This is a genomic window from Streptococcus pseudopneumoniae, from assembly GCF_001072665.1.
Classification (GTDB): Bacteria; Bacillota; Bacilli; order Lactobacillales; family Streptococcaceae; genus Streptococcus; species Streptococcus pseudopneumoniae_S.
On the sequence record NZ_JVJI01000119.1, the window covers coordinates 17,835 to 36,575 of the forward strand.

Here is an 18,741-nt window from a genome sequence, read left to right on the forward strand (position 1 = left end):
ATGGCACTTATTTACTCTCTTCATTCTGAAATATTGAAATTACTTTATAAGAGAGCTACTCATGTTGTACTCTTTTTGATACTGGTATTTCAAACGTTTTTAGCAAATATTGGTGCTTCTCAAATTGTTTCAGTTGGTATCCATGCTACACCAGAGACAAATCCAGAATTAGCAGAAGCTATACCTCCGATTGAATTTTTAGGTTTTGATGTCACTTTATTTGGTGTTTTTATTATGATTATCCTCGGCTCAATTTACGGAGCCGAGGAGTATAAATGCTCTGCTATTCGTACAAGCCTCCTCTCTATTACAAATCGAAGTACTTTCCTAGTTTCAAAAACATTAGTTTGGCTTGTATTTTCTTTTTTCATTTCCTTTCTATCAATATTCCTTACGATTAACATGACACATTATGTTTTAGGACAAGATGGCTTATTGCTTTTTTCACTAAATGGGAGAGTTTGGTTCTATATATTTTTAGCCAGTATAGCTTGGACTTTATTGGGACTGCTAGCCTATATTATGGCTTTGACATTTAAAACAGCCATTGTTCCTCTATTATTTTTGCTTCCTCAAGTCTACAATTTAGGAACATTCTTAGCAAACTATATATCGGTTGCAAAATTTCTTCCAGTTGCATTGGGGCAAGGATTGATTGCTACATCTCCTCAAATTTTAGAACATAATAGTTTACAAAATATTTTATTTTTGCTTTGTTGGAACTTCTCATTCTTGGCTTTAGCAATCTACCGATTACTTAAGTCAGATATTGGAGGAGGTGAATAAGTTGAAAGAGCAACTTAAAAGTGAGTATCTCAAGTTTATGATGAATCCTTGGCACTGGTTGGTTATAGGTGCTCTATTACTGTGTGTTCCAGCGTTAGTTATTTTTTTAAATAGTAAGCCAGACCAGTTGACTCTACAGTTTGTTTTGGAACAGCTACTGCAAAGTCTCTATTTAGGACAGGCAGGTTTCGTTAGTCTAGCGGTTCTATTTATAGGTCAAGAATTTACAGGTTCTAGCCTTCGTACCAGTTTTCTTACCTGTCCAAATCGTTTGAAATTTATAATATCTAAACTAGCTATTCTATTATGTATTGAAATTATCCTATTGGTCGCTGTAATATCATTATGCGTACTAATCGCCCAAGGATACTACAATATCAATCTTTTGAGCAATATTAAACATGTTCTAACAATTCTATTTCCAGCTTATATTTCTATTCTAACCTTCGCTCTTTTAAGTGGTATTTTTGTATTTATTTCCCAGTCTTTTATCTTAATTTTGGGAATCAGTTTATCCCTTTTATTAGGGTTGGGGCAAATGTTACTACAATTCAGTTCTTTTTTTAGAAATTTACCATTATTAGCTAGTATGAATTGTTTTTATACCTATCCATTGTCTCTTTATTATCCAGTGTGGCAAGGCTTAGGGATACAAATAGTTTGGTTGTTAATTGTTTTTCTATTTGCTACATTGATACTCATAGGAAAAAATGTACGCTAAAGACAGGGGATATCCTGTCTTTTTCTCAGGTAGTGCTATAATATATTCAGGAGGGTGAGTTATGGCTTATAAAATTTTGGTTGTAGATGATGATCTTGCTATTCTTCGCCTAATAAAAAAAGTACTAGAATATGAAAAATATGAAGTAGTCATACGAAATAAGATAGAAGAGATTGATCTTTGTGATTTTACAGGATTTGACTTGATTTTATTAGATATTATGATGCCTGTTAGTGGTTTAGAAATCTGTCAGATGATTCGCGAGCAGATAACTGTTCCTATCTGTTTTATAACTGCTAAGGATATGGATGAAGATTTAGTAGCTGGGATTAATGCGGGTGCTGATGATTATATTATGAAGCCCTTTAGTATGCAAGAATTGTTAGCACGTGTTAAAATGCACCTACGTCGTGAAGAACGGATTAAAGGAAATGTTCATCAAATAAAGATTGGGAAGCTTATACTATATACGGATAGTAAGGAACTATTTGTAAACGATGATAAGATTGCTCTGACAAGGAGAGAATTTGATATAGTGAATCTTTTGGCAAGCAACCCAAGTAAAATATATTCTATTGAGGAAATTTATAATTATCTATATCCACAAAGTTCCGAAGCGCTTTTACGTTCGGTTTCAGAGTACATTTATCAAATTCGTCAAAAGCTGAAACCTTATCAATTAAATCCAATTAAAACCTTGTACGGTGGAGGATATCAATGGGTAGAATCAAAAGTTTTAGACAATTAATTCGAGAAACCTGTTGGAGAATTATTTGGCAGTTTAGTCTTGGCTTACTAATGGCCTATCTTATTCCCTTAGCTTCAGTATCTATACAAATAAATGAAGATGGGAAACCTCTAAACAATAGTGGTGTTCTATCAATCTTTTTTAATGTGTCATCATGGATATATATTTGTGTTTTATTGATTATTCTAATAAGTTATCACATTGGAAAATTGTTGAAAAAACTGAGTTATGAAATGACTTTGATTTATGAAAATAGTATGTGGTTGGAGAAGGAATGTACAGAAAGTTTAACGGTTAAAGAATTTCGCGAGACAGGAAATCGGATTATTGTGATGCAAGATAGAATTCGACAATTAATAGTTGATGAGAAACAGCAGAAGGAAGATTTAATGTTTCAGGTTTCAGCAGCTTCTCATGATTTAAAAACTCCCTTAACCATTATTAGGGGAAATGTGGAATTTTTGCAGACGATAACTGAAAACGACCAATCTCAAGAATGCTTAGCAGATATAGAAAGAGCTAGTCAACAGTTACTAGATTATTTCAATCAATTGATTCACTATTCTAAAACCTATTATGATGATGAGACAGGTTGGACGGAGTATTCCTCTTCAGATTTTATCAATGAATTAGAGAAAGAAGTCTCTTTTTTGATAAAAAATCAGATGAAGTTTTCTTTTGAACAAAATGTGAAAGGAACTGAAAACTATTATATAAATCCATCTATTCTGATTCGTGCCATACAAAATATTTTAACAAATGCTTTGGAATACGCCGATAAACAGAACCCTAAAATTAAAATTAGAGTAGAGCAAGAGGGGAAGGAATTGAAAATAGGTATATGGAATAATGGTTCGGAATTTCCAGAGGAAGTTTTAACTAATTTTGGAAAGCTCTTTTATCGTATGGATAAAGCTAGATCGGTTAAAGAGCAACATTATGGTATTGGACTTAGTTTTGTATGTAGAGTTGCAAAACTACACAAAGGCCGAGTTGAGCTTAGAAATAGAGACGCGGGAGCAGAAGTTTTAATAACTGTGAATTGTATTAAATCATAGTGATTTACTTGTTAATTATGATTGAATATATTTTATATGTGAGCTTTTAAACTATTTAACTTTTTTGACTAGTATAAGATGTAACGGTAGATAATAAAAACGAATGATGATATCTAGTTGATGAAAACTATTTATCATTCATTCGTTTTTTAATTATTGGATAATTTACGTAGCTTTATCTCGAACGTTGTTTTCCAGCGTTGCGATTTTTGTGTTTTTTCTTGCTTGTGATAGCAGTTGGTTGTTCAGGGGTAACGTCTTTTCGTCCACTTGGTGTAGAGAAAGCACGTGCTTTTGGTGGGTTCTTGGCTAGTTCTTCACGGACTTTTTTGCGAAGTTTTGGACGAACGATATAGTTGACGATAAACTGTTGGAGAATCATCATGAAACCACCGACAACCCAGTAAAGTGTGACACTAGCTGGTGAGAAGAGGGAGAAGACGACGATCATGAGTGGGCTCATGTAAATCATTTTCTTGATTTGTTCTCTTTGCATTTCATCTTCTACTCCGTGAAGTGAAAGGAGCGATTGAAGATAGTAAAGGACACCTGCGCAGGCAACCAAAATCATACTTGGAGAACCTAGAGGAATTCCTAGGTAGCTTGCTTGAGCAACACCTTCAGTATGTTGGGCAGCAAAGTAGATAGCTGAGAAGAAAGGCATTTGAAGGAGGATAGGGAAACATCCTACACCACCAAACATGCTGATGCCGTGCTCTTTTTGAGCTGCAAAGAGAGCTTGTTGGGCTTCGAGTTTTTCTTCTTGAGTAGTTGCTTCTTTGAGACGTGTTTGGTGTGGCTCAAGGACGTGCTTGAGGGCGTTCATCTTTTCAGAGTGAAGCGTTGCCTTCCATGATTGGTAGATACCAAGTGGCAAGATAATCAAGCGCACGATAATGGTTACGATAATGATAGCGACACCAAAGCCTAGCCCTTTATCAGTAGCGAAGTACTTGATAGCTTCTCCCATCGGGGCACCCAAGAAATCCCAAACGGGACCAATTGGCTTACCTGTTGCTTTATCAATCTGAACGCAACCTGCCAAAACTAGCAACATAGCCACTCCCATAGCTGAGAGTGCAAAACGTTTAATAGATTTCACTGTTTTTATTCCTTCTTTAAAAATTATACCTTTCTATTCTACTGTTTTTTTACAAAATATACAATAGTTCTAGAGACCTAATTTGCGATTTTAAAGTCAGGGTAGGGAGGAAAGTTGCTTAGTTTGACATCTAAGTAGCTGACTTTTGAAAAAGGTGTGGGTCCTTTGCGGATTTCTTGGATAAATTTTGCCATGATAGCAGATGAGTCTGCTTGGGCTAAGATTTCCACTGTGCCATCGTCGTTATTCCATACCCGACCTGTGATGCCACCAATTTCAAGCGCCAAGCTGTAAACACCCCAACGAAAGCCGACTCCCTGTACCCTACCTTGGGCGATCATCCTAACCTTTTGCATACAAAACCCCTTTGATTGTGTTATAATATTTCTATGACTATTATAACCTCAAAAGCTAATTCTGTGGTAAAAAATGCCAAGAAATTACACCAAAAAAAATACCGCAAGTCTGCTTATTTGATTGAAGGCTGGCACTTGTTTGAAGAAGCTGTTCAAGCTGGAGTGACTATTGAGAAAATCTTTGCCCTAGAAAGTTACCGAGATCAGTTAGCTATTTTTCCGCAAACTGTCTGGGTGTCAGAGGATATTTTGCTAGATTTGGCAGATTCTCAGACTCCACAGGGAATTGTTGCGGTGGTTCAAAAAGAAGAAGTAGGGCAAGCTGACTTTAGTCAGGGCAAGTTCTTGTTTTTGGAAGATGTACAAGATCCTGGTAATGTGGGAACGATCATTCGGACTGCGGATGCAGCAGGTTTTACTGGAGTGATTGTTTCAGAAAAGTCGGCAGATATCTACAGTCTCAAAACCCTACGTTCCATGCAAGGCAGTCATTTTCATCTGCCTATTTACCGGATGTCTAGTCAAAGGCTTCTCGAGGGAGCTAAAGAGGCAGCTATCCCAGTGCTAGCAACAACCTTATCTAAAGATTCTGTTGATTACAGAGAACTGCCTCCTATAGAAAATTTTGTACTAGTCATGGGAAATGAGGGGCAAGGAATTAGTCCCCTTATGGCTGAAAGTGCAGACCAGTTGGTCCACATTAGTATGAAGGGGCAGGCGGAGAGTCTCAATGTTGCCGTTGCAGCTGGTATTTTAATTTTCCATTTAAGCTAATTTTAACTTTCTTTGTTATAATCAAGGAAAGATGTTCATAGAAAAGGAGAAAAGATGAATCACACTATTATTCACGACCGCGCAGGTCTCAATCAATTTTATGCTAAGGTTTATGCCTTTGTTGGTCTGGGGATCGGACTATCCGCTTTAGTATCAGGTCTTATGTTGACCGTCTTTCAGTCTCAGTTGGTTTACTTTTTGATGCAGGGACGCCTCTGGTTGACCATTGCTACTTTTGCAGAGCTAGCTCTGGTCTTTGTTGCCAGCAGTATGGCTTCGAAGAATAGTCCAGCGGCTCTTCCAGTATTTTTACTTTACTCAGTATTAAACGGCTTTACCCTCAGTTTTGTGGTGGCCTTCTATACTCCAGGTACAGTTTTATCTGCCTTTGTATCAAGCGCCCTTCTCTTCTTTGTCATGGCGGCAGTCGGTATGTTCACCAAGAAAGATTTGAGTGGCCTTGGTCGGGCTATGATGGCGGCTCTTATCGGTTTGTTGATTGCTATGGTAGTCAATATTTTCTTGGCTAGCGGTTTCTTTGATTATATGATTAGCGTAGCCATGGTCTTGGTCTTCTCTGGGCTGATTGCTTGGGACAACCAAAGAATTCGCTATGCATATGAGCAATCACAAGGTCGTGTAGAGACAGGTTGGGTTGTGTCAATGGCTCTCAGTATCTATCTTGATTTTATCAATCTTTTCCTAAGTATTCTACGTATCTTCGGTCGCAATGACTAAAGGTCCCTAACATCAGTGTTCGAAGGAGCACTGATTTTTTTATATTTGGTCTTTTCTTTTCTTGGAAATAGGTGTATAATGCTTTTAATTAATTTTTTGAGGAGTAGTTTATGAAGAAAAGTTTTATCCATCAACAAGAAGAAATTTCCTTTGTCAAAAACACTTTTACCCAGTATTTGAAAGATAAGTTAGAAGTTGTCGAAGTTCAAGGTCCTATCTTGAGTAGGGTCGGCGACGGGATGCAGGACAACTTATCAGGTGTGGAGAATGCCGTATCGGTCAAGGTTCTCCAAATCCCTGATGCTACTTATGAAGTGGTGCACTCCCTTGCCAAATGGAAACGCCACACTTTGGCTCGTTTTGGTTTCGGTGAAGGTGAAGGTCTTTTCGTCCACATGAAGGCCCTTCGTCCAGACGAAGATTCGCTTGATGCGACCCACTCTGTTTATGTTGACCAGTGGGACTGGGAGAAGGTTATCCCAAATGGACAACGTAACATTGCCTACCTAAAAGAAACAGTTGAGAAGATTTATAAGGCTATTCGCCTGACTGAGCTAGCTGTTGAAGCCCGCTATGATATTGAGTCTGTCTTGCCAAAACAAATCACCTTTATCCACACAGAAGAGTTGGTAGAACGCTACCCAGACTTGACACCAAAAGAGCGTGAAAATGCTATTTGTAAAGAATTTGGAGCAGTCTTCTTGATCGGTATCGGTGGTGAATTACCAGACGGTAAACCGCACGATGGACGTGCACCAGACTACGATGACTGGACAAGTGAGTCTGAAAATGGCTATAAGGGTCTAAATGGTGATATTCTTGTTTGGAATGAGTCTCTGGGGGGAGCCTTTGAGTTGTCTTCTATGGGAATCCGTGTAGATGAAGAAACTCTTCGCCGTCAGGTTGCCATCACAGGTGATGAAGACCGTTTAGAATTGGAATGGCACAAGGCTTTGTTGAACGGCTTATTCCCATTGACAATCGGTGGAGGAATTGGACAATCTCGGATGGCCATGTTCCTACTTCGCAAGAAACACATCGGAGAAGTGCAAACAAGTGTTTGGCCTCAAGAAGTCCGCGATACTTACGAAAATATTTTGTAGAGAATCGAACCGCAAGGTTCGGTTTTCTTTCTCTTTTCGCTCATAATTTGGTATAATAAACGGTATGAAGATCGTATCAGGAATCTATGGGGGACGCCCCCTCAAGACACTAGAAGGCAAGACGACAAGACCTACTTCAGATAAGGTTAGGGGAGCCATTTTTAACATGATTGGTCCCTACTTTGAAGGTGGACGAGTCTTGGACCTTTATGCAGGTAGTGGTGCTTTATCTATCGAGGCAGTATCGCGTGGCATGTCCAGTGCTGTTTTGGTGGAGCGAGACCGTAAGGCTCAGGCTATCGTGGCTGAAAATATTCAGATGACCAAGGAAGTTGGGAAATTTCAACTCCTCAAGATGGATGCAGAAAGGGCATTGGAACAGGTATCTGGGGAATTTGACCTCATTTTCTTAGACCCTCCTTATGCCAAGGAACAAATCGTAGCAGATATTGAAAAAATGGCTGAGAAAGAGCTTTTTTCTGAAGATGTCATGGTCGTGTGTGAGACGGATAAGGCCGTCGAACTTCCAGAAGAAATTGCCTGCCTGGGCATCTGGAAGGAAAAGATTTATGGAATTAGTAAGGTGACAGTCTATGTCAGATAAGATTGGCTTATTCACAGGCTCATTTGATCCTATGACAAATGGGCATCTGGATATCATTGAACGGGCGAGCAAACTCTTTGATAAGCTCTACGTAGGTATTTTTTTTAATCCTCACAAACAAGGATTTCTCCCTATCGAAAATCGTAAACGGGGGTTAGAAGATGCTTTGAAACATTTGGGAAATGTTGAAGTCGTGTTTTCACATGATGAATTGGTGGTTGATGTCGCAAAAAGACTGGGAGCTACTTGTCTAGTGCGTGGTTTGAGGAATGCGTCGGATTTGCAATATGAAGCCAGTTTTGATTACTACAACCATCAGCTGTCTTCTAATATAGAGACCATTTATTTACATAGCCGACCTGAACATCTCTATATCAGTTCATCAGGTGTTAGAGAGCTTTTGAAGTTTGGTCAGGATATTACCTGCTATGTTCCCGAGAGTATTTTGGAGGAAATAAAAAATGAAAAAAAAGATTAGATGGCCCTTATATGTCATTGCGGCCTTGATTGTGACTTTCTTGGCATTTGTAGTGCCCTTGCCCTACTATATAGAAGTTCCAGGTGGTTCGGAAGATATTCGCCAAGTCCTTAAAGTAAATGACACAGAAGATAAGGAAGCTGGTGCCTATCAATTCGTTACGGTTGGTGTCCAACATGCCACTTTAGCCCATATGATTTATGCGTGGTTGACGCCTTTTACAGATATTCGTAGTGCCCAAGAGACTACAGGTGGCTCTTCCGATGTGGAATTTATGCGGATCAATCAATTCTACATGCAAACATCGCAAAATATGGCCAAATATCAAGGGTTAAAAACAGCTGGTAAGGATATTGAACTTAAATATCTCGGGGTTTATGTCTTGAATGTGACGGATAATTCGACCTTTAAAGGGATTCTCAACATCTCTGATACGGTCACAGCAGTCAATGATCAGACCTTCGACAGTTCCAAAGACTTGATTGATTACGTCAATTCTCAAAAATTAGGAGATTCTGTCAAGGTCACCTATGAAGAAGATGGGCAAACCAAGTCTGCAGAAGGAAAAATCATTACGCTAGAAAATGGCAAAAATGGAATTGGAATCGGCTTGATTGACCGTACGGAAGTGACCAGTGATATCCCAATTCGCTTTTCAACAGCTGGTATCGGCGGTCCAAGTGCAGGTCTTATGTTTAGTCTGGCTATCTATACTCAAATAGCTGACCCAGGCCTTCGTAATGGCCGCATTGTTGCCGGTACAGGAACTATTGACCGCGATGGGAATGTGGGGGATATTGGAGGTATTGATAAGAAAGTTGTAGCTTCGGCTAGAGAAGGTGCTGCGATTTTCTTTGCCCCTGATAACCCTGTTAGCGAAGAAGAACAAAGAGCACATCCTGATGCGAAAAACAACTACCAAACAGCCCTAGAAGCAGCCAAAACAATCAAGACAGATATGAAAATCGTGCCAGTTAAAACCCTACAAGATGCAATTGATTACTTGAAAAACAATCCCTAGTTTTTAAGTGAAGTTTCCAAACTAGCGCACAAACAGAGAAGATGGTATAATAGTCAAATGGTTCAATTATTATTCACTCTAAGCAGTCACATGCTCTTTATTTATGTGAGTTTTTACCTTTTAAAGGATCTTGTTAGATGGGAAAAGGTTTTAAAAGTGACAGCTGAGAATACAGGAAAAGTTCGTTTACTAGTAGCCTTTTTCAGCATTGTAATGGGCTATATCTTGAGTTCTTTCTTTATCAGCCTATATCAGTTGTGGCAAGAAGCGCTTAGAGGATTATTATAAAATCAAATGTAAAGGAAGTAAGTATGGAAAAAATTGTGGTTCAAGGTGGCGATAATCGTCTGGTAGGAAGTGTTACGATCGAAGGAGCAAAGAATGCAGTCTTGCCCTTGTTGGCAGCGACTATTCTAGCAAGTGAAGGAAAGACCGTCTTGCAGAATGTTCCTATCTTGTCAGATGTTTTCACTATGAATCAGGTGGTTCGTGGTTTGAATGCCAAGGTAGATTTTGATGAAGAAGCTCATCTTGTTGAGGTGGACGCGACTGGCGATATCACTGAGGAAGCTCCTTACAAGTATGTCAGCAAGATGCGTGCATCTATCGTTGTCTTGGGACCAATTCTTGCTCGTGTAGGTCATGCTAAGGTATCCATGCCAGGTGGTTGTACGATTGGTAGCCGTCCTATTGATCTTCATTTGAAAGGTCTAGAAGCTATGGGGGCTAAGATTAGTCAGACAGCTGGTTACATCGAAGCCAAGGCCGATCGCTTGCATGGTGCTCATATCTATATGGACTTCCCAAGTGTTGGTGCTACGCAGAATTTGATGATGGCAGCGACTCTAGCTGATGGGGTAACAGTGATTGAAAATGCTGCGCGTGAGCCTGAGATTGTTGACCTAGCTATTCTCCTCAATGAAATGGGAGCTAAGGTCAAAGGTGCTGGTACAGAGACCATTACCATTACCGGTGTTGACAAACTTCATGGTACGACTCACAATGTAGTCCAAGACCGTATCGAAGCAGGAACCTTTATGGTAGCTGCTGCCATGACTGGTGGTGATGTCTTGATTCGAGACGCTGTCTGGGAGCACAACCGTCCCTTGATTGCCAAATTGCTTGAAATGGGAGTGGAAGTGACAGAGGAGACTGAAGGAATTCGAGTTCGCTCTCAACTAGAAAATTTAAAAGCTGTTCATGTGAAAACCTTGCCCCACCCAGGATTTCCAACAGATATGCAGGCCCAATTTACAGCCTTGATGACCGTCGCAAAAGGGGAATCAACTATGGTGGAGACAGTTTTCGAAAATCGTTTCCAACATCTAGAAGAAATGCGTCGCATGGGCTTGCACTCTGAGATTATCCGTGATACAGCTCGTATTGTTGGTGGTCAACCTTTGCAGGGAGCAGAAGTTCTTTCAACTGACCTTCGTGCCAGCGCAGCATTGATTTTAACAGGTTTGGTAGCGCAAGGAGAAACTGTGGTCGGTAAATTGGTTCACTTGGATAGAGGTTACTACCGTTTTCATGAGAAGTTGGCGCAGCTAGGTGCTAAGATTCAGCGGATTGAGGCAAGTGATGAAGATGAGTAAGAAATCAAGCTACGTAATCAAGCGTTTACTTCTAGTCATTTTGGTACTGTTTTTAGGTGCTCTGGCCCTAGGAATCGGCTTAATGGTAGGTTATGGAATCTTGGGCAAGGGTCAAGATCCATGGGCTATCCTGTCTCCAGCAAAATGGCAGGAATTGATTCATAAATTTACAGGAAATTAGGCTGGAGAACCAGTCTTTTTCTAGAGATAAGGAGAAAAATGGATAAAAAAACAAGACAGACACTGATCGGACTGCTAGTGTTATTACTCTTATCTGCGGGAAGCTATTATATCAAGCAGATGCAATCGACATCTAATAGTCCTAAAACAAAGGTTAGTCAGAAAAAACAAGCGTCTGAAGCTCCTAGTCAAGAGTTGGCAGAAAGTGTCTTAACAGATGCAGTCAAAAGCCAAATAAAAGGGAGTCTTGAGTGGAATGGCTCAGGTGCTTTTATCGTCAATGGTAATAAAACAAATCTAGATGCCAAGGTTTCAAGTAAGCCCTACGCTGATAATAAAACAAAGACAGTGGGCAAGGAAACAGTGCCAACCGTAGCTAATGCCCTCTTGTCTAAGGCTACTCGCCAGTACAAAAATCGTGAAGAAACTGGGAATGGTTCGACTTCATGGACTCCTCCAGGCTGGCATCAGGTTAAGAATCTAAAGGGTACTTATACCCATGCGGTCGATAGAGGTCACTTGTTAGGCTATGCCTTAATCGGTGGCTTGGATGGTTTTGATGCCTCAACAAGCAATCCTAAAAACATTGCTGTTCAAACAGCCTGGGCAAATCAGGCACAGGCCGAAGATTCGACTGGTCAAAACTACTATGAAAGCATGGTACGTAAAGCCTTGGACCAAAACAAGCGCGTCCGTTACCGTGTAACTCTTTATTATGCTTCAAACGAGGATTTAGTTCCTTCAGCTTCACAGATTGAAGCCAAGTCTTCAGACGGAGAATTGGAATTTAATGTTCTAGTTCCCAATGTTCAAAAAGGGCTTCAACTGGATTACCGAACTGGAGAAGTAACGGTAACTCAGTAAAAGATAACATAAACTCCTATGTCACTTGTGGATATAGGAGTTCTTTTTTACTAGTTTAAGCAGGGCTACAATAGACACTGCTACTCAAAGAAAATCAAAGTGCAAACTAGGAAGCCAGCCGCAGGTTGCTCAAAGCACATCTTTGAGGTTGCAGATGAAGCTGACGTGGTTTGAAGAGACCTTCGAAGAGTATGAGAAAAAATAATATGTACTGGACTATATTTTGTGATATAATAAAGGATAAGATACTATTTTAGGAGAAGAACTATGGAAGACCCAAGTAGTCAGAATTTGTTGCTACAATTTGTTTTATTGTTTATCTTGACAGTGTTAAATGCCTTTTTCTCAGCCACAGAAATGGCCATGGTTTCACTTAACCGTGCGCGGGTTGAACAAAAGGCAGAAGAAGGAGATAGGCGCTATATCCGTCTGCTGAAGGTACTAGAAAATCCTAACCACTTTTTATCAACTATTCAAGTAGGGATTACCCTGATTACGATCTTATCAGGTGCGAGTTTGGCAGAAACTCTAGGACGAGAAATTGCATCCTGGCTTGGAAATGGCGAAACAGCTTATGCCGTTGCAAGTTTTCTATCTTTAGCATTTTTGACTTATATTTCCATCGTTTTTGGGGAATTGTATCCTAAGAGAATCGCTCTTAATCTAAAGGATGCCTTGGCGATTCGTACAGCGCCAGTTATCATTGGGCTGGGGAAACTAGTTAGTCCCTTTGTTTGGCTCTTGTCTGCATCTACCAATCTCTTGAGTCGCTTGACTCCTATGACCTTTGACGATGCTGATGAAAAAATGACCCGTGATGAAATTGAATACATGCTGACAAATAGTGAAGAAACACTAGATGCTGACGAAATTGAAATGTTACAAGGAATTTTTTCACTGGACGAATTAATGGCCAGAGAAGTCATGGTTCCTCGAACGGATGCCTTTATGGTCGATATTCAGGATGATAGTCAAACCATCATCCAAAGTATTTTAAAACAAAATTATTCTCGTATCCCTGTCTATGATGGGGATAAGGACAATGTGATTGGGATCATTCACACCAAGAGTCTCCTTAAGGCGGGTTTTGTGGACGGTTTTGACAATATTGTTTGGAAGAAAATCTTACAAGATCCACTCTTTGTTCCTGAAACTATTTTTGTGGATGACTTGTTAAAAGAATTGCGTAATACCCAAAGACAAATGGCAATCTTGCTAGATGAATACGGTGGGATGGCTGGTTTGGTGACTCTGGAAGACCTCTTAGAGGAAATCGTTGGGGAAATCGATGATGAAACGGACAAAGCAGCAATAGATGTTCATCAGATTGGCGATGGTACTTACATTGTTCAAGGTACCATGAATCTCAATGATTTTAATGACTACTTTGATGTTGAACTGGAAAGTGATGACGTTGATACCATCGCTGGTTACTATTTGACAGGAGTTGGGACCATTCCAACGACTGAGAAACTCAGTTATGAATTAGTCAGTCAAAACAAGCAGCTTATCCTAACCAATGATAAAGTGAAAAATGGACGTGTTACCAAGGTAAAAGTCCAAATTACCGAAGTTGAAATAGAAGAAGAAACAGAGTAAACTAGAGGCTTTTGTCACCAGGTGTGACGAAGCTTTTTCAGTTGATTTCATACTCTTCGAAAATCAAATTCAAACCGCGTCAACGTCGCCTTGCCGTACGCAAGTACAGCCTGCGGCTAGTTTCCTAGTTTGCTCTTTGATTTTCATTGAGTATCAAAAGATTGTCTCCTAAAAAGAAGTTTGCCCCAAATTCACCCCAAAAGTTTTTGTAAGTTATATGTATTTATCCGAAGAAAATAAAAAAAGCCCTTTAAACTGGGCTTTCTGTTTAAATGAAACTTGAAAAATCAAGTTATAGAAGGCGGTAGACGGATTTGAACCGACGATCAAGCTTTTGCAGAGCCGTGCCTTACCACTTGGCTATACCGCCTTAACGTTTATTATTATACCTTGAAAATGATTTTCAGTCAATAGCTTTTTCAGATTTTTTGTGTCAATAAGCCTAAATATTCTGAAAATTCGTTTACTTTTCTTGAAATCTATGATATAATTGATGATAACCTATACTTTATTTATAAGAGGAGTAAATAAATGAAAAAAAGTCAAGTGCTTGCTGTAGCGGGAGCTACCTTATTAGCGTCAGGAGTTCTAGCTGCGTGTTCAAACACTAGTTCAAACAATGCTAAACTAGCAAAAGATTACCAATATGTTTATCAAACAGATCCAGAAACCTTGGATTATATCGTCAGCAATATCGATTCAACATCATTCGTCACAACAAATGCTGTAGATGGTTTGTTGGCTAATGATAAATATGGTAACCTGGTTCCTTCTATTGCTGAATCATGGACAGTTTCAAAAGATGGTTTGACTTATACCTATAAAATCCGTAAGGATGCTAAATGGGTGACAGCAGAAGGAGAAGAATACGCTCCTGTAACTGCTAAAGACTTCGTTACTGGTTTGAAACATGCCGTAGATGGAAAATCAAAAGGACTTTCAATCGTTAGCTCTTCTATTAAGGGATTAGAAGCCTATATCAAGGGTGAAACAAGCGATTTTTCAACCGTTGGAGTAAAAGCACTTGATGATCAAACACTAGAATATACTTTGAACCAGCCAGAAACTTTCTGGAATGACAAGACCACTAGTGGTGTTTTGATGCCGGTTAATGAAGAATTCTTAACTTCAAAAGGGGAAGGTTTTGGTGCCCCAACCGATGCTAACTCTATTCTTTATAACGGTCCATTTGTCTTAAAATCTGTAACTCCAAAATCATCTATCGAGATGGCTAAAAATGATGCTTACTGGGACAAAGAAAATGTAAAAATTGAGAACGTTAAGTTCACTTTCTGGGATGGTAAGGACCAAGATGTGATTGCTAAAGGTTTTGCTGATGGTCAATATAGCAAGGCTCGTATCTTCCCTACAAGTTCTACATATGAAAAATATGCAGCTGACTTCAAAGATAACATTTACTTTAATGAACCAGGAGCGGGTGTTGCAACTGTCAGCTTGAACTATGGCCGTACAACCTATAACCACACTGCTAAAACAAGTGATGCTCAAAAGACATCTACTCAGAAAGCATTGCTAAACAAGGAATTCCGTCAAGCCTTGAACTTTGCTGTCGATCGCAATTCTTACTCAGCTCAAACAAATGGTACTGATGGAGCTGCAGTAGCCATCCGTAATACGTTTGCACCTTATAATCTTCAAGTTGGTAAGAAAACATTTGGTGAATTGGTACAAGATAGCTTGGCTAAGACAAATTCTTCTACTTGGTCAAACGTGTCTCTAGCAGATTCTCAAAATGGCCTTTACAATGAAGAAAAAGCTAAAGAAGTCTTTGCTAAAGCTAAATCAAGCCTACAAGCTGAAGGTGTTGAATTCCCAATCCACTTGGATGCCTTGGTTATCCAAGAATCAACAGCGGTTGTAAACCGTGTTCAATCATTGAAACAATCAATTGAAAAAGTATTGGGTTCAGACAACGTTGTTGTAGACTTACAACAAATGACTCAAGCAGAAGCTTTACCAATTTCATTTAGCGCTCCAACAGCTAAAGAGCAAGACTGGGATATCCATACCTTGCTAGGATGGAATCCTGACTATCAAGATCCTTCTACTTTCTTGGATCAATTCGTCCTTAAGGGAGGAAGCACTCGCCTTTACCTTGGTATTGACCAAAATACAGATGCATCAGTAGTAAACAAACTTGGTTTAGCTGACTATGGAAAATTACTTGATGACGCAAATAGCGAAAACCAAGATGTTCAAAAACGTTATGAAAAATACGCGGTAGCACAAGCTTGGTTGACTGACAATGCTTTGACAATTCCAGTAATGGCTTCTCCTAAAGAAACAGCCGTTTCATATGTTTCAAAAGTTCTACCATTTAGCTCTTCATATTCTGTAGCCGGCCTTAAAGGTGAAAATTCAGGATACTTGAAGTACACTGAAGTTGGTGAAAAAGCGATTACCAAAGAAGAGTATGAAAAAGCTCGTGAAAAATGGTTGAAAGAAAAGACTGAGTCAAACGAGAAAGCTCAAAAAGAATTGGCAAGTCATGTGAAGTAAATAATTTTCAATAGAACTTTCTCTCCATGAGGAGAAGGTTCTTTTGGGATTTTTAAAGGAAATGATATGAAAAAATATATTTTTATGCGTGTTTTGCGGTCATTGGTTTCTATCTTCTTAGTAACAACCTTGACTTACACGATTATCTATACAATGGTTCCTCGAAAATTGATTTTCAAACAGGATACCAACTATAACAAGATTGCGACAACTGCTGATAAACGTGATAACTATGAGAATACCGTTTATGAGCGTATGGGCTATATCGAGTACTACGATACCAAAGAGTTGCAAGAAAAAGCTAGCCAGATGGATGCTTCTGTAACAGTTGAAGCTAATGACACCAACAAGGCCATCTATGAAAAATACATCAAACAAATCGGTCATGGTTGGACCCTGGGAGAATTTACTGAAAGTGGCCAATTCTACGCTACTCGTGAAATTCCAATTTTTGAACGTGTGTTTAAATTCTATGCAAACTTGCTTGATATCGACCACACAAACAAGATTCAGGACCCAGAAAATCCAAATTTGGAGCGTTATTTGCGTTTTGAAAATGATCCCGCTATCGGCTGGTCTCTGGTAGGTTCAGGGACTAAACACAAGTACCTCTTGTACTTCAATAGTCAGTTCCCATTTGTTCACCAAAACTTTGTGAACTTGAATTTGGGTGATTCATATCCAACTTATGCTAATACTCCTGTGCTTCAAGTTATCACACAAGGACAAGGTCAAACTAAGACATCAGAAGTGCAATTCCCAACTGGTAAGAAAACATCTTCAGTTAATATCTACTCAAGAACCTACAAATCGCCTAGTCAGGCTGATTCTCGTGAAGTAGCTAACTATGGGAAAGATGACCCATATACTGCAACTGAAAGCAACTACCAATATCCTTCTATGATTGCTAGCTCTGCAGTCGTTGGATTGATTGGTTTGGTGATTTCTTATGCGATTGCCGTGCCACTTGGTTCAGCTATGGCTCGCTTCAAGAATACTTGGATTGATAGCTTCTCAACAGGGTTTTTGACCTTCTTGATGGCCCTTCCAACCATTGCCTTGGTTTACATTGTTCGTTTGATTGGATCATCAATTGGTCTTCCAGATTCATTCCCTATCTTGGGTGCTGGAGATTGGCGTTCGTATGTTTTACCAGCAGTTATCCTTGGTTTATTGGGTGCTCCTGGTACAGCTATTTGGATTCGTCGTTACATGATTGACTTGCAATCACAGGACTTTGTTCGTTTTGCTCGTGCAAAAGGTTTGTCTGAAAAAGAAATTTCAAACAAACACATCTTTAAAAATGCCATGGTTCCGCTGGTTTCAGGAATTCCTGGTGCTGTTATCGGGGTTATCGGTGGTGCAACCCTTACTGAAACAGTCTTCGCTTTCCCAGGTATGGGTAAAATGTTGATTGACTCTGTAAAAGCATCTAATAACTCTATGGTCGTAGGTCTTGTCTTCATCTTTACATGTATTTCTATCTTCTCACTTCTTTTGGGAGATATTTGGATGACTATTATTGACCCACGTATTAAATTGACTGAGAAAGGAGGCAAATAATGTCTACAATCGATAAAGAAAAATTTCAGTTCGTAAAACGTGACGATTTTGCCTCTGAAGCCATTGATGCGCCAGCTTATTCATACTGGGGTTCAGTGTTTAGACAATTTATGAAGAAAAAATCAACTGTAGTCATGTTGGGAATCTTGGTAGCCATCATTTTGATGAGTTTCATCTACCCAATGTTTTCTAAGTTTGATTTCAATGATGTCAGTAAGGTAAACGACTTTAGTGCTCGTTATATCAAGCCAAATGCTCAGCATTGGTTCGGTACTGACAGTAACGGTAAATCGCTCTTTGACGGTGTCTGGTTCGGAGCTCGTAACTCTATCCTCATTTCTGTGATTGCGACAGTGATTAACTTGGTTATCGGTGTTTTTGTCGGTGGTATTTGGGGAATTTCAAAATCAGTTGACCGCGTGATGATGGAAGTTTACAACGTCATCTCAAACATCCCATCTCTTTTGATTGTCATTGTCTTGACTTACTCAATCGGAGCTGGATTCTGGAATCTGATTTTCGCCATGAGTGTAACAACATGGATTGGAATTGCCTTCATGATTCGTGTGCAAATCTTGCGTTACCGTGACTTGGAATACAACTTGGCGTCACGTACTCTGGGAACACCAACCTTGAAGATTGTTGCCAAAAATATCATGCCTCAATTGGTATCTGTTATTGTGACAACCATGACTCAAATGCTTCCAAGCTTTATCTCATACGAAGCCTTCTTGTCATTCTTCGGTCTTGGATTACCAATTACAGTGCCAAGTTTGGGTCGTTTGATTTCAGATTATTCACAAAACGTAACAACTAATGCTTACTTGTTCTGGATTCCATTGACAACTCTTGTCTTGGTATCCTTATCCCTTTTCGTAGTTGGTCAAAACTTAGCGGATGCTAGTGATCCACGTACACATAGATAGGAGTA

General features: G+C 39.4%; 20 protein-coding genes and 1 tRNA gene. 18 read left to right on the plus strand and 3 right to left on the minus strand.

Annotated features, from left to right (window positions below):
- The 4 genes from ADH52_RS07450 to ADH52_RS07465 all read left to right on the plus strand — a co-directional run bounded on the left by ADH52_RS07450 (nt 1) and on the right by ADH52_RS07465 (nt 3,313).
- The gene (locus ADH52_RS07450; protein WP_049510783.1) at nt 1-786 is read left to right on the plus strand and encodes an ABC transporter permease; all 786 of its coding nucleotides are present in this window, start codon (nt 1-3) and stop codon (nt 784-786) included.
- A 1-nt stretch (nt 787) separates the two neighbouring features.
- Nucleotides 788-1,507 carry a hypothetical protein gene (locus ADH52_RS07455; RefSeq protein WP_049510784.1) on the plus strand — a complete coding sequence of 240 codons (720 nt, stop codon included), beginning with the start codon at nt 788-790 and terminating at the stop codon, nt 1,505-1,507.
- Nucleotides 1,508-1,568: 61 nt separating this feature from the next.
- Nucleotides 1,569-2,255 carry a response regulator transcription factor gene (locus ADH52_RS07460; protein ID WP_000323581.1) on the plus strand — a complete coding sequence of 229 codons (687 nt, stop codon included), beginning with the start codon at nt 1,569-1,571 and terminating at the stop codon, nt 2,253-2,255.
- Nucleotides 2,225-3,313, plus strand: coding sequence for a sensor histidine kinase (locus tag ADH52_RS07465; RefSeq protein WP_049510785.1), 1,089 nt, complete (start codon nt 2,225-2,227; stop codon nt 3,311-3,313). The genes ADH52_RS07460 and ADH52_RS07465 overlap by 31 nt, the downstream gene beginning before the upstream one ends.
- A gap of 175 nt (nt 3,314-3,488) precedes the next feature.
- Here ADH52_RS07465 and yidC read toward each other — a convergent pair whose 3' ends face one another.
- Together yidC and ADH52_RS07475 are read right to left on the minus strand one after the other, a co-directional pair.
- Nucleotides 3,489-4,415, minus strand: a complete 927-nt coding sequence (gene yidC / locus ADH52_RS07470) for a membrane protein insertase YidC (RefSeq protein WP_049486670.1) — start codon at nt 4,413-4,415, stop codon at nt 3,489-3,491.
- A gap of 77 nt (nt 4,416-4,492) precedes the next feature.
- Nucleotides 4,493-4,771, minus strand: coding sequence for an acylphosphatase (locus ADH52_RS07475; RefSeq protein WP_001174612.1), 279 nt, complete (start codon nt 4,769-4,771; stop codon nt 4,493-4,495).
- 33 nt (nt 4,772-4,804) lie between these two features.
- On the opposite strand from ADH52_RS07475, the gene ADH52_RS07480 reads away from it, so the two are divergent.
- From ADH52_RS07480 to ADH52_RS07530, 11 genes are all read left to right on the plus strand, one after another.
- A complete protein-coding gene (locus ADH52_RS07480) occupies nt 4,805-5,545 on the plus strand; it encodes a TrmH family RNA methyltransferase (RefSeq protein ID WP_049510786.1) in 741 nt (246 codons plus the stop codon).
- A gap of 54 nt (nt 5,546-5,599) precedes the next feature.
- Nucleotides 5,600-6,283: a Bax inhibitor-1/YccA family protein gene (locus ADH52_RS07485; RefSeq protein ID WP_049510787.1), complete on the plus strand. Its 684-nt coding sequence runs from the start codon at nt 5,600-5,602 to the stop codon at nt 6,281-6,283.
- 110 nt (nt 6,284-6,393) lie between these two features.
- Nucleotides 6,394-7,386: an aspartate--ammonia ligase gene (gene asnA / locus ADH52_RS07490; protein ID WP_049510788.1), complete on the plus strand. Its 993-nt coding sequence runs from the start codon at nt 6,394-6,396 to the stop codon at nt 7,384-7,386.
- A 64-nt stretch (nt 7,387-7,450) separates the two neighbouring features.
- Complete coding sequence (rsmD, locus tag ADH52_RS07495; protein ID WP_049510789.1) at nt 7,451-7,990, plus strand: 16S rRNA (guanine(966)-N(2))-methyltransferase RsmD; 540 nt, start codon at nt 7,451-7,453, stop codon at nt 7,988-7,990.
- Nucleotides 7,980-8,468, plus strand: coding sequence for a pantetheine-phosphate adenylyltransferase (gene coaD, locus ADH52_RS07500; RefSeq protein WP_049510790.1), 489 nt, complete (start codon nt 7,980-7,982; stop codon nt 8,466-8,468). Before rsmD ends, coaD begins: the two co-directional genes overlap by 11 nt.
- Nucleotides 8,452-9,489, plus strand: coding sequence for a SepM family pheromone-processing serine protease (locus ADH52_RS07505; RefSeq protein WP_049510791.1), 1,038 nt, complete (start codon nt 8,452-8,454; stop codon nt 9,487-9,489). The genes coaD and ADH52_RS07505 overlap by 17 nt, the downstream gene beginning before the upstream one ends.
- A 57-nt stretch (nt 9,490-9,546) precedes the next feature.
- Nucleotides 9,547-9,777, plus strand: coding sequence for a DUF1146 family protein (locus tag ADH52_RS07510; RefSeq protein ID WP_079015435.1), 231 nt, complete (start codon nt 9,547-9,549; stop codon nt 9,775-9,777).
- 23 nt (nt 9,778-9,800) lie between these two features.
- Nucleotides 9,801-11,084: a UDP-N-acetylglucosamine 1-carboxyvinyltransferase gene (gene murA / locus ADH52_RS07515; RefSeq protein ID WP_049510792.1), complete on the plus strand. Its 1,284-nt coding sequence runs from the start codon at nt 9,801-9,803 to the stop codon at nt 11,082-11,084.
- Entirely contained in the window at nt 11,077-11,265 is a 189-nt protein-coding gene (locus tag ADH52_RS07520; protein WP_025171934.1) for a DNA-directed RNA polymerase subunit beta, read from the plus strand. The genes murA and ADH52_RS07520 overlap by 8 nt, the downstream gene beginning before the upstream one ends.
- Before the next feature lie 38 nt (nt 11,266-11,303).
- Nucleotides 11,304-12,128, plus strand: coding sequence for a DNA-entry nuclease EndA (endA, locus tag ADH52_RS07525; RefSeq protein WP_049510793.1), 825 nt, complete (start codon nt 11,304-11,306; stop codon nt 12,126-12,128).
- A 267-nt stretch (nt 12,129-12,395) separates the two neighbouring features.
- Nucleotides 12,396-13,727, plus strand: a complete 1,332-nt coding sequence (locus ADH52_RS07530; protein WP_049510794.1) for a hemolysin family protein — start codon at nt 12,396-12,398, stop codon at nt 13,725-13,727.
- A gap of 299 nt (nt 13,728-14,026) precedes the next feature.
- Here ADH52_RS07530 and ADH52_RS07535 read toward each other — a convergent pair.
- Nucleotides 14,027-14,097: transfer RNA gene (locus tag ADH52_RS07535), tRNA-Cys, on the minus strand.
- A gap of 161 nt (nt 14,098-14,258) precedes the next feature.
- Here ADH52_RS07535 and ADH52_RS07540 point away from each other — a divergent pair.
- From ADH52_RS07540 to oppC, 3 genes are all read left to right on the plus strand, one after another.
- Nucleotides 14,259-16,247, plus strand: a complete 1,989-nt coding sequence (locus ADH52_RS07540; protein ID WP_049510795.1) for a peptide ABC transporter substrate-binding protein — start codon at nt 14,259-14,261, stop codon at nt 16,245-16,247.
- A gap of 66 nt (nt 16,248-16,313) precedes the next feature.
- Nucleotides 16,314-17,810 (plus strand): ABC transporter permease, encoded by a 1,497-nt coding sequence (locus ADH52_RS07545; RefSeq protein WP_020902008.1) that lies wholly within the window; start codon nt 16,314-16,316, stop codon nt 17,808-17,810.
- The gene (gene oppC / locus ADH52_RS07550; RefSeq protein ID WP_049510796.1) at nt 17,810-18,736 is read left to right on the plus strand and encodes an oligopeptide ABC transporter permease OppC; all 927 of its coding nucleotides are present in this window, start codon (nt 17,810-17,812) and stop codon (nt 18,734-18,736) included. The genes ADH52_RS07545 and oppC overlap by 1 nt, the downstream gene beginning before the upstream one ends.
- The last annotated feature ends 5 nt before the right edge of the window (nt 18,737-18,741 follow it).